Consider the following 10,433-nt stretch of genomic DNA (forward strand, 5'->3'; position numbering starts at 1 on the left):
CGTCCGGCGACCCCCGCGGAACGCGCCGCCGCACGCGCCCTCGCCGCCGTCGCGGCGGCACGGGCGGCGGGCTCCCGGGTCGCGGCGGCCGCTGCGGCGCGCCGGGGGTAGCGCAGCGGTTGCGCGAACCGGCGGGCGGGGTACCTGGCACCAGGCCGGACGACGACGGCACTCGACGGACCACCCGGGAGGTGGCGATGGGCCGGCCCGACAGAGGCGTGGCAGCACAGGAGGTCGGACGCGGTCCCCGGGTCGCCCTCGGGATCGGGGCCCTCGGCGTCGTCGGCGCCATCCTCGTCGCGACGTCCCGGCGGGTGCTGCCCCGGTCGTAGCCGGCCCTGTCCACGCGGCCCACCTCCTGCCAGCACCCGGTCAGGCTGCTGGCCGGGTCCTGGCGGTCCCTGCTGGCCGAGTGCCGGTCAGTCCGCGAACACCGCGGTCAACGCGCCGGCGACGTCGCGGTGGTCCCGGACCGTCCGGAGCCGGCCGCGGCCCAGGCGGGCCAGGTCGCGGCCCAGGTCGACGTCCTTCTCCCCGGAGACGTCCAGCAGCACGTCCAGCCGGGGCAGGCGGGCGGCGGTCAGCCGGGGATCGGGCCCGGCGTTGTGCACGCAGTCGCTGAGCAGCAGCACCCGGGCGTCGCGGGCCGGCGCGCCGGGCAGCTGCTTCGCAGCGGTCTCCAGCGCGAACGTCACGTTGGTCAGCCCCTGCGTGGGCACGCGGAGCAGCAGGTCCAGGACGGCGAGCGGAGCGACCTGCTCGCCGAGCCGGACCAGCACCGCCGCGTCGGACCAGAACGCGACGACGGCGACCTGGTCACGGGCCAGCTCGCCGGCCAGCGCGCCGACCGTGGCGGCCGCCGTCCGCACCCGCTCGCCCTTCATCGACCCGGAGACGTCGACCACGAGCACCACCGAGCGGCGCTGCCGCACCCGCTCGCGGACGATGATGTCCCGCTCCTCCGGGAACGGGTCGGCGGCCAGCAGCTCCAGCGTCCGCTCCAGGTCGAGCTCGTCGGAGCCGCCGCTCCAGGGCAGGCTGGTCAGCTCTCCCACCCCGCGCCGCGGCCGCCGGTCCCGGGGCGGGCGCGGCACGGCCAGCCGCCGGGCGATCGACCGCGCCCGGCGCCGGGTCTCCTGGTCGGCCGAGCTCTCGGACGTGAGGTCGGCGAGCGCGACGAGCTCGGCCGGCTCGTCGGTCGTCGCCGGCGTCGTCCCGCCCGGGGGGTGCGCCGGCGCCCGGTCCCGCCGCCGGTCCCCCGACGACAGCGCGAGACCCGCCCCGCCGGGTGCCGGCCGGTACAGCGCGGGCTGCTCGGTCAGCTGCTTGGGCTTGCGGCGCAGCGGCTTGAGCCCCCGGGGCGTTCCCGGCCGGCTGCGGTCCCGCCGGGTGACCGGGGAGTCGGCCTCGACGGCTCTTCAACCGGGGTCGGCCGCCGAGGGCTCGAGCAGGTAGTGGTCCTCCCAGATCTCGCGGAGCACGGCCTCCGGCGTGGTCTCCACCGTCTCGTCGAGGAAGATCCGGCCCGACAGCGCGAGCAGCAGGGCGTCCAGGACGACGGCGGTGTAGTCCTCGGGCAGCCCGCGCGGCGGCTGCACCGAGGGCTCGTCGGGCAGAGGGACGTCGCGCATCGCGGCCAGCTGCGCGGCGACGAGGGCGAGGTCGATGGCCCCGCGCACGCTGCTGCCCTGACGGACGTCGTCCCGCCCGCGCGTGGCCCGGGTCAGCGCCACCGCGTCGGCGACCAGCCGCGGCGACTCGACCCCCGTGCGGCGGCCGACGATCCCGCGCTCCGCCTCGGCGTCCTGGTAGCCGATGGCCAGCCGCACCAGCCGGTCGTGGACGGAGGTGGAGAGGCGGGTCGTCCCGATGGTGTCGTAGGGGTTCATCGAGGCGATGACCCGGAAGGTCGGCAGCGCCTCGACCGTGCCGACGCGGGGGACGGCCATCCGCCGCTCGGCCATCGCGGTGAGCAGGGTGTTGAGGGTGTCCTCGGGCGCGCGGTTGAACTCCTCGACGTACAGGAACCCGCCCGTGCGCATCGCCTCGACCAGCGGGCCGGGCACGAAGTTGTCCGGCGAGTAGTCCTCGCGCAGCACCCGCGCCGGGTCGTGGTGCCCGACCAGCCGGGTGGGCGTGAGATCGGCGTTGCCCTCGACGAACACCAGCGGCACACCCCACTCCGCGGTGATCGCCCGCAGCAGCGTCGACTTCGACGTGCCGGGCGGCCCCTCGAGGAGCACGTCCCGGCCCGCGGCGGCGGCGGCCAGCAGCAGGTCGAGCTCGCGCTCCCGGCCGACCAGGTGGCGGGCCACCCGGCGGCGGATCTCCCGCACCGAGGACCCCGCCTCGTGGGTGACCCGGTGGCCGGTGACGACGACGTCCTCACCGACGACGTCGTCGAGGACGTCGTCCTCGCCCGGCAGTGGCGTGGGGTGGCTGTGCGGAATCGTGGTCGGCTCCTCGGTCCCGGGGCCGGGAACGGCGGGTGCACCCGTCGCCCGGATCCCCTTCCTCGTACCCCGGTCCGCCCGGGAGGTCACGCCGCGGGACGGACCCGCCGGCGCAAGCGACGGTAATGACACCGCGTGCCACGAGGCAACCGCACCCCCGGCCGCGGCGCCCGCTCAGCCCGCCGGCGGCTCGGGCGGGAGCAGGAGGTCGAGCATGCGGGCCAGGGCCGCCCCCAGGTCGCTGCCCGGGTGGGCGATCCAGTGCTCGTGCGCGGCCAGGGTGGCGGCGAGCACCGCGTGCCCGACGGCGACCGGGAAGAGGTCGTCGGAGTGCGGCCGGCCGCGCGCGAACTCGGCGGCCACCCCGCGCCACTGCGCGTAGATCCGCGTCGCGTGTGCCTGTAGGACCGGCTCGCCCAGCACCAGCTGCGCCCGCTGCCAGGCCCACTCCCGCTCCTCCGGGGGGAACCGGAGGGCGGCGACGACGGCACGCACGATCGCCGGGCGGTACGGCTCGCCGGGGTCAGCGGCGGCCAGCCCCTCCCGCAGCCGGGCGAGCTCGGCCGGCGAGTCGGCGAAGCAGACGTCGGCCTTCGTCGGGAAGTACCGGAAGAAGGTGCGGCGGCTGATCCCGGCCGCCCCCGCGATGTCGTCGACGCTGGTCTCGTCGAAGCCCCGGGCCACGAACAGCCGCTGCGCGACGGCCGCCAGCTCGTGCGCGCTGGTCACCGCCGGCCGGCCACCCCGGTCACCACTCGCCGGCCTCCCCCGTTCCACCACCCCGGCAGCCTGCCCCATCGCGACCCGAGCCGCCCCCTTCCACTTGTGACACCGGGTGCCATAACCTGCGGTCCAGGTCACACCCGGCCGTCGCCGCCGGGGCCACGAGAGGAGATCGTCATGGGACGCGTCGAGGGCAAGGTCGCCTTCATCACCGGTGCCGCGCGGGGACAGGGCCGCAGCCACGCGGTACGGCTGGCCGAGGAGGGCGCCGACATCATCGCCGTCGACGTCTGCAAGCAGGTGGAGACCGTCCCCTACCCCACCGCGACGCCGGACGACCTGGCCGAGACCGTCCGCCAGGTGGAGGCGCTCGACCGGCGGATCGTCGCGGCCGAGGTCGACGTCCGCGACCTCGCCGGGCTGACCCGGGCCGTCGAGGACGGCGTGGCCCAGCTCGGCCGGCTCGACATCGTGCTCGCCAACGCCGGCATCTCCACGCCCGCCTCCAGCCTGGAGATGGACGAGGAGACCTGGTCGACCATGATCGACGTCAACCTCACCGGCGTGTGGAAGACCATCCGCGCCTCCGTGCCGCACATCGTCGCGGGCGGACGCGGCGGCTCGGTGGTCCTCACGAGCTCCCTGGCCGCCATCTACGCCAACCCGAACACGGCGCACTACTCCGCGGCCAAGGCGGGGCTCATCATGCTCGCGAAGGTGCTGGCCAAGGAGCTCGCCCCGCAGAACATCCGGGTCAACACGATCCACCCGACGACCGTGGCGACGGACATGATCCTCAACGAGCCCACCTACCGGCTGTTCCGCCCCGACCTGGAGCACCCGACCCGCGCGGACTTCGAGGAGGCCGCGCTCACCCTCAACAAGCTGCCGATCCCGGCGATCGAGGCGGTCGACATCTCCAACGCCGTCCTCTACCTGGTCTCCGACGACGGCCGCTACGTCACCGGCACCACCCACGTGGTGGACGCCGGCGGCCAGCTGTGAGCCCACCACGACACGAGGAGAACACCGATGGGCATGCTCGACGGCAAGGTCGCCCTCATCACCGGCGGCGCGCGCGGTCAGGGCCGGGCGCACGCCACCACCTGCGCCCGCGAGGGCGCCGACGTCGTGCTGGTCGACATCGCCGACCAACTCGAGACCGTCCCTACCGGATGGCGACGCAGGACGACCTCGACGAGACGGTTCGCCAGGTCGAGGCCCTCGACCGACGCGCGCTCGCGGTGACCGCCGACGTCCGCTCCCAGGAGCAGATGGACGAGGCCGTCCGCCGCGGCCTCGCCGAGTTCGGCCAGATCGACATCCTGATCGCCAACGCCGGCATCTGGACCCAGGGCGCCTTCTGGGAGCTGTCGGAGCAGGCGTGGGACGAGATGATCGGGGTCAACCTCACCGGCGTCTGGAAGTCGGCCAAGGCGGTCGCACCGCACATGATCGAGCGCCAGACCGGGTCGATCGTCATCACGTCGTCCATCAACGGTCTCGAGCCCGGGCCGAACTACGCCCACTACGTGGCGGCCAAGCACGCCGTCGTGGGGCTCATGAAGAACATCGCCCTGGAACTCGCGCCGCACGGCATCCGCTGCAACTCGGTGCACCCCGCGGCGATCAAGACGCCGATGACCGACCACCAGGGCGCCTGGGACATGTTCGCCGGTCACGAGGGCGGCACCGAGGCCGACATGATCGAGGGTGGCTACTCGTTCCACGCCCTCAAGGGCACCACCTTCATGTCGCCGCAGGTCATCGCCGACACCGTGCTCTACCTCAAACTCGGACCTCGCGGCGAAGGTCACCGGCGTGACCATCCCGGTCGACGCCGGCCACATGATCCTGCCGGGCATCAACACGGCACCGGTGAGGTGACCCGCCGGCCGCCCCGAGCCGGTGCCCGGGGCGGCCGCGCGGTCAGAAGTACTGGGCGCCCGCGTCGATCGACAGGTGCTCGGCGGTGATGAACCGCGCCTCGTCGGAGACGAGGAACGCGACGGCGTTGGCGATCTCGTCGGCCTCCACCCAGCCCTGGTTCAGGAAGGCGGTGCCCATCGCCGCCAGCTTCGGGTTGGTCGCGTTGGTGCGCTCGATCTCGGTCACCATGTCGCCGCTGCCCATCGGCGTGGCCACGCCGCCGGGGTGCACGGAGTTGACCCGGATGTCGTGCTTGCCGAGCTCGGCGGCGAAGGCCCGCGTCATCCCGGTCACGGCGTGCTTGCTGGCGGTGTAGTGGATCATGAACGGCTGCATCTTCTTGCCCGCGTAGGAGCTGGTCAGCACGATCGCCCCGCCGTTGCCGCCGGCGACGAGGTGCGGCGCGGCGGCCATGACGGTGTTCCAGACCCCGGTGACGTTGATGTCGATGGTGTCCTTGAACTGCGCCGGGGTCGTCTCGTCCCAGGTCGCCGGGATGCAGATGCCGGCGTTGGCCACGACGACGTCGAGCCGGCCGAACTCGGTCACGCCGCGGTCGACGAACGCCTTCATGTCCTCGAAGTCCCGGACGTCCCCCTGGTGCGTGAGGACGCGCCGGTCCAGGGACTCGACCAGCTTGGCTGTCTCGGCGAGGTCGTCGGGGGTGGCCGACTCGTAGGGCACGCCGGGCAGCGGCCCGGCGAGGTCGAGGGCCAGGATGTCGGCCCCCTCGGCGGCCAGCCGGAGGGCGTGCGCGCGGCCCTGACCGCGGGCGGCCCCGGTGATGAAGGCGACCTTGCCCTGCTGACGCTGCGGAACGGTGCTCATGGACTTCCTTCTCTCTGTCGGGTGGACGGGGTCACGAGGACGCCGCCGGGGGCCGGCGGGGACCCTCGGGTTCGGGGGGTGGCGCTCCGGACGACGCGTCGGGCGCGCGCAGCCCGTCGAGCAGGAGCGCCACGAGACGATCCGACGCCTCGACGGCGCGTTCGGGCAGCTGCCGGACCACGCCCGCGTTCGCCATCAGCACGAGCGCGACGTCGTCGACGGTCAGGTCCGGGCGCAGCACTCCGGCCGCCTGGGCCCGCGCCAGCAGTTGCCGCAGGCGGGCGACGGCGACCGAGCGCGTCGCGTCGACGTACTCCCTCGACGTGACCAGGTCGGCCAGCGCGCGGTGTTCGGCCTGCAGCGCGCAGATCTCGGTGAGGTAGCCGCGGACCGCCGTCCACGGGTCGTCGACCTCCATGGCCCGCTCGGCCGCCGAGGCGTACCGGCGCATCCCGTCGGCGAAGACCGCCTGGACCAGGCCCTGCCGGGTCGGGAAGTGGCGGTACACCGTGGCGTTGCCGACGCCGGCGGTCTGGGCGATCTCGTCCAGCGGTGCGTCCAGCCCGCGCCGGCCCATGACGTCCCGCGCCGCGGCGACGATGGCGTCGCGGTTGCGCTGCGCGTCGGCCCGCAGCGGGCGATCGTGGGAGGGCACGACCACGACGGTACACCGTTTCCGGGGAGTAGTCCCCGTTTAACGCGTAGGGTGGTGGGGGACGCCGCCCCGGTCCGGGAACGGCGCCCTGATCAGGAACGGAGACAGTGAGATGGCGAACGCCTGGTTCGAGTCGGTGGCCGAGGCCCAGCGGCGGGCGAAGCGCCGGTTGCCCAAGGGCGTGTACGGCGCCCTGGTGGCCGGCTCCGACAGAGGCCTGACCGTCGACGACAACACCGCGGCGTTCGGCGAGCTCGGGTTCGCGCCGCACGTGGCGGGCCTGAGCAACGAGCGCCACCTGGAGACGACGATCATGGGGCAGCGGGTCTCCCTGCCGGTGATGATCAGCCCGACCGGCGTGCAGGCCGTGCACCCCGACGGCGAGGTCGCCGTCGCCCGGGCCGCGGCCGCCCGCGGCGCGGCCATGGGACTGTCCTCGTTCGCCAGCAAGCCGATCGAGGAGGTCGTCGCGGCCAACCCGCAGACGTTCTTCCAGATGTACTGGGTCGGCGACCGGGACGCGATGGCCGCCCGCATGGAGCGGGCCCGGCGGGCCGGCGCGGTCGGCCTCATCGCCACCCTGGACTGGTCGTTCGCCTACGGCCGCGACTGGGGCAGCCCGTTCATCCCCGAGAAGATCAACATCGAGGCGGCCCGGCGCTACGCCCCGCAGGTGCTGCTCAAGCCCCGCTGGCTGCTCGACTTCGCGCGGACGGGCAGGATCCCGGACCTCACCGTGCCGAACATGGTCCCCGAGCCCGGCGCCCCCGCCCCCACGTTCTTCGGCGCGTACGGCGAGTGGACACAGTCACCGATGCCCTCGTGGGACGACGTGGCGTGGCTGCGCGAGCAGTGGGGCGGCCACTTCATGCTCAAGGGCGTCATGCGGGTGGACGACGCCAAGCGCGCGGTGGACGCCGGGTGCACCGCGATCTCGGTGTCCAACCACGGCGGGAACAACCTCGACGGCACCCCGGCCAGCATCCGCGCCCTGCCCGCGATCGCCGAGGCCGTCGGCGACCAGGTCGAGGTGCTGATGGACGGCGGCATCCGGCGGGGCAGCGACGTGGCGAAGGCGCTCGCGCTCGGCGCCCGGGCCGTGATGATCGGCCGCGCCTACCTGTGGGGACTGGCCGCCAACGGTCAGGCCGGGGTGGAGAACGTCTTCGACCTGCTCCGCGACGGCCTCGGCTCGACCCTGATCGGTCTCGGCCACACCTCGATCGACCAGCTGGAACCGGGCGACCTGGTCATCCCGCCGTTCTTCGAGCGGCACCTCGGCGCCCCCGGCGCGGACGCCCCGGCGGGCGCCCGGTCCTCGGGCAAGGGCGAGCGGGCCTGACGGCCGGCCGCGCCCCTCACCCGCCGGCCGGGTCTCCCGCAGCCGTCGGGAGCATGGCGGTCAGCTGGTCCCGCAGGCCCTCCGGCAGCGGTTGGGCCCGCTCGCCGTCCCCCACGAAGACGACGTGGTGGCGGCCCTCGACGGCCACCCCGCCCCGGCTGCGGACCTCCCACGTGTAGGCGATGGAGGACCGCCGCACCGCGGCGACGCCGAGGGCGAGCTCGAACTCGTCCCCGAAGCGCAGCGCGGTGCGGTAGGCGGCCTGGACGTCGACCCGCGGGAACCCGCCCTGGAAGGAGTGGCCCAGGCTGCGCAGCAGGTCGTGCTCGGCGGCCTCGGCCCAGCGGAAGACGGCGGTGAAGTGGATCCGGCCGCTGGCGTCGGTGTCCACCCACGCGACCCGGCCGCGGTAGAGGTGGCGCTCCTGGTGGTCGCTGCGTCCGTCCATGCCCTGACCGTCGCACGGGAGGATCCCCCGGTCGCGGCGGACCCGTCACACGCGCGCGGCCGGCACCTCCGCCAGCCGGCGCAGCTCCTCGAGCATGGCGTCCGGCTGCTCCAGCGGGAGGAAGTGGCCGCTGGAGAACTCGCGGTACCTCGCCCCCGGGACGCCGTCGGCTGCGGCCCGCACGTCGGCGACGTCGACGAGCGTGTCGTAGCGGCCGGCCAGGAACGTCACCGGGCAGGACAGCGGCGACAGGTCGAGCGGCGCGTGCTCGGCCACCGCGACCGCGAGGTGCCGGAACCAGCTCCAGTCGTGGCCGGCGAACTCGCGCAGCACCGTGGTCATGGCGCCGAGCCGGGCGGCGTCCTGCGGCAACCGCTGCGCGACCGCCGGGCCGAGCAGCGCCTGCCATGGCTGCAGGCCGTCGGTGACCAGGGGCAGGAGCGGGCCCATGAGCGGCAGCAGCCGGCTGCTGAGGCGCCCGGCCGGCGCCCGCATCCGGCGCGGGACACCGAGGGAACCGAAGAGGGAGGAGAAGCTGCCGCCCGGCACACCGGCGACGGCCATCACGCCGTCCACCCGGTCCGGCTCCTCGAGCGCGACCTCGAACGCGACGTTGACGCCCAGCGACCAGCCCACGGCGATCGCCGACTCGAGACCGAAGGCGTCGAGGACGGCGCGGGCGTCGGCGGCGTGGTCCTCGATCCGCACGCGGGCGGGGTCCTGGGGACGCTGCGAGCCCCCGAGCCCGCGGTGGTCCCAGCCGACGACCTGGAAGCCACTGCCCGGGGTGACGACCGCGGGCCAGGCCGACGGGGAGGCGCCCAGCCCGTTGCAGAGGAGGACGGGCGTACCGCCGCCGACGCTGGACCACGCGCGGAGCAGCGTCCCGTCCGGACTGGTGACCTGACGCGAGCGGAGCGGAGGCGGACGGTGGGGAATGGGGCCCTCCCAGCAGTGATCAGGGGACCCCGGTGTCCCGGCCGCCGTCGCGGCGGCGTGTACCCGAGGCTAGGGCACCTGCGGGGCGTCGTCGGCGCGGCGGAGACGGATGTGGCGCAGTAGACAGCCGGTTCAGCCCACCGGGCGGGCGACGCGACCGGGCGGCGGCTCGGGGACGGCGTCCGGGTGCAGCGCCCAGGCGAGGGCCTCCACCCCGTCGACCAGCGCCGGACCGGCCTGCACCACGTACCGCGCCGAGTCGATGGCCAGCAGGGGGACGCCCGGCAGCTGCGCCGCCACCGCAGCGCACTGCTCGAGCGCCGCCGCCAGGCCCAGGCCGCACGGGGCGACCACGACCAGGTCCGCCGGCGGCAGGTCCGCCCACCGGGCGGCCACGCTGCGGCCGCCGTCGGCGGCGGCCACCGGCTCGCCGCCCGCCCGGCGCACGAGCTCGGGCACCCAGTGGCCGGCGAGGAACGGCGGATCGGTCCACTCCAGGAGCAGCACCCGGGGGCGCGGCCGGTCCGCGACGGCCTGCTCGACGGCGTGCAGCCGGGCACGCAGGTCGGCGACGAGGACCGACGCGGCCCCGGGGACGCCGGCCGCCTGCCCGACCGCCGCGACGGCGTCCAGCACCTCGTCCAGGGTGTGCGGGTCGATCGACACGACCGCCGCGTCGGTGCCGATCGCGCGGCAGGCCTCCGCCACCGTGCCCGCCGGCAGCGCACAGACCCTGCAGAGGTCCTGGGTCAGGATGAGGTCGGGGCGGGCCGCCGCCAGCGCCGCGCGGTCCAGCTCGTAGAGCTCCAGACCCCGGTCCACCCGGTCGCGCACCCAGGCGTCGATCTCCCCCGGCGGGAGATCGGGCGGGAGGGCGGTGTCGACGACGACGGGGCAGCGCGCCCGGGCCTCGGCGGCGCACTCGAACGTCACCGCGACCAGCCGGTCGGCGAGCCCCAGCGCCGTGACCACCTCCGTCGCGGCCGGCAGCAACGAGGCGATCCGCACGCCGCCACGGTAGCCACGGACCCTGCCCCCGCGACCCCCGTCGAAGGGCAGAAATGGCCATTTCTGCCCTTCGGCCGGCTCTCAGACGACGCGGGTGAGGGCGGGCCA

12 protein-coding genes are annotated in these 10,433 nt (G+C 74.9%); 4 read left to right on the forward strand and 8 right to left on the reverse strand.

The features are described from left to right. Positions 1-419: 419 nt before the first annotated feature. The 3 genes from MY526_RS26400 to MY526_RS26410 form a co-directional block, all read right to left on the reverse strand. Positions 420-1,055, reverse strand: a complete 636-nt coding sequence (locus tag MY526_RS26400) for a vWA domain-containing protein (protein WP_436695197.1) — start codon at positions 1,053-1,055, stop codon at positions 420-422. Positions 1,056-1,418: 363 nt separating this feature from the next. Further along, positions 1,419-2,543: an AAA family ATPase gene (locus tag MY526_RS26405; protein WP_436705431.1), complete on the reverse strand. Its 1,125-nt coding sequence runs from the start codon at positions 2,541-2,543 to the stop codon at positions 1,419-1,421. Positions 2,544-2,627: 84 nt separating this feature from the next. Further along, positions 2,628-3,182 (reverse strand): TetR family transcriptional regulator, encoded by a 555-nt coding sequence (locus MY526_RS26410; protein WP_436695199.1) that lies wholly within the window; start codon positions 3,180-3,182, stop codon positions 2,628-2,630. Positions 3,183-3,353: 171 nt separating this feature from the next. Between MY526_RS26410 and MY526_RS26415 the strand changes: the two genes are divergently transcribed. Genes MY526_RS26415 through MY526_RS26425 form a run of 3 tightly spaced genes read left to right on the forward strand, consistent with a single transcriptional unit; the run spans position 3,354 to position 5,152 of the window. After that, positions 3,354-4,181 carry a mycofactocin-coupled SDR family oxidoreductase gene (locus MY526_RS26415; RefSeq protein ID WP_436695200.1) on the forward strand — a complete coding sequence of 276 codons (828 nt, stop codon included), beginning with the start codon at positions 3,354-3,356 and terminating at the stop codon, positions 4,179-4,181. Positions 4,182-4,214: 33 nt separating this feature from the next. Beyond that, entirely contained in the window at positions 4,215-4,424 is a 210-nt protein-coding gene (locus MY526_RS26420) for an SDR family NAD(P)-dependent oxidoreductase (RefSeq protein ID WP_436705435.1), read from the forward strand. Then, a complete protein-coding gene (locus MY526_RS26425; protein ID WP_436705432.1) occupies positions 4,352-5,152 on the forward strand; it encodes an SDR family NAD(P)-dependent oxidoreductase in 801 nt (266 codons plus the stop codon). The genes MY526_RS26420 and MY526_RS26425 overlap by 73 nt, the downstream gene beginning before the upstream one ends. Here MY526_RS26425 and MY526_RS26430 read toward each other — a convergent pair. Together MY526_RS26430 and MY526_RS26435 are read right to left on the reverse strand one after the other, a co-directional pair. After that, complete coding sequence (locus MY526_RS26430) at positions 5,106-5,933, reverse strand: mycofactocin-coupled SDR family oxidoreductase (protein WP_436705433.1); 828 nt, start codon at positions 5,931-5,933, stop codon at positions 5,106-5,108. The genes MY526_RS26425 and MY526_RS26430 overlap by 47 nt on opposite strands. A 31-nt stretch (positions 5,934-5,964) precedes the next feature. Beyond that, positions 5,965-6,588 carry a TetR/AcrR family transcriptional regulator gene (locus MY526_RS26435; protein ID WP_436695202.1) on the reverse strand — a complete coding sequence of 208 codons (624 nt, stop codon included), beginning with the start codon at positions 6,586-6,588 and terminating at the stop codon, positions 5,965-5,967. Between the two features lie 112 nt (positions 6,589-6,700). On the opposite strand from MY526_RS26435, the gene mftD reads away from it, so the two are divergent. Beyond that, positions 6,701-7,930 carry a pre-mycofactocin synthase MftD gene (mftD, locus tag MY526_RS26440; RefSeq protein ID WP_436695203.1) on the forward strand — a complete coding sequence of 410 codons (1,230 nt, stop codon included), beginning with the start codon at positions 6,701-6,703 and terminating at the stop codon, positions 7,928-7,930. A 16-nt stretch (positions 7,931-7,946) separates the two neighbouring features. On the opposite strand, the gene MY526_RS26445 is transcribed toward mftD, so the two are convergent. The 3 genes from MY526_RS26445 to MY526_RS26455 form a co-directional block, all read right to left on the reverse strand. Next, on the reverse strand, positions 7,947-8,378 hold the full coding sequence (locus MY526_RS26445; protein WP_436695204.1) for an acyl-CoA thioesterase: 432 nt from the start codon (positions 8,376-8,378) through the stop codon (positions 7,947-7,949). Positions 8,379-8,423: 45 nt separating this feature from the next. After that, complete coding sequence (locus MY526_RS26450; protein WP_436695207.1) at positions 8,424-9,317, reverse strand: alpha/beta fold hydrolase; 894 nt, start codon at positions 9,315-9,317, stop codon at positions 8,424-8,426. A 132-nt stretch (positions 9,318-9,449) separates the two neighbouring features. Beyond that, on the reverse strand, positions 9,450-10,325 hold the full coding sequence (locus tag MY526_RS26455; protein ID WP_436705434.1) for an ABC transporter substrate-binding protein: 876 nt from the start codon (positions 10,323-10,325) through the stop codon (positions 9,450-9,452). Positions 10,326-10,433 lie beyond the last annotated feature (108 nt).

This window comes from Geodermatophilus sp. CPCC 205761 (genome assembly GCF_051383655.1).
In the GTDB taxonomy this organism is placed as follows: domain Bacteria; phylum Actinomycetota; class Actinomycetes; order Mycobacteriales; family Geodermatophilaceae; genus Geodermatophilus.

Coding starts and splice junctions, on each gene's coding strand:
- MY526_RS26415 (WP_436695200.1), top strand. CDS start 3,354: ATGGGACGCGTCGAGGGCAAGGTCGCCTTCATCACCGGTGCCGCGCGG.
- MY526_RS26420 (WP_436705435.1), top strand. CDS start 4,215: ATGCTCGACGGCAAGGTCGCCCTCATCACCGGCGGCGCGCGCGGTCAG.
- MY526_RS26425 (WP_436705432.1), top strand. CDS start 4,352: ATGGCGACGCAGGACGACCTCGACGAGACGGTTCGCCAGGTCGAGGCC.
- MY526_RS26430 (WP_436705433.1), bottom strand. CDS start 5,933: ATGAGCACCGTTCCGCAGCGTCAGCAGGGCAAGGTCGCCTTCATCACC.
- mftD (WP_436695203.1), top strand. CDS start 6,701: ATGGCGAACGCCTGGTTCGAGTCGGTGGCCGAGGCCCAGCGGCGGGCG.
- MY526_RS26445 (WP_436695204.1), bottom strand. CDS start 8,378: ATGGACGGACGCAGCGACCACCAGGAGCGCCACCTCTACCGCGGCCGG.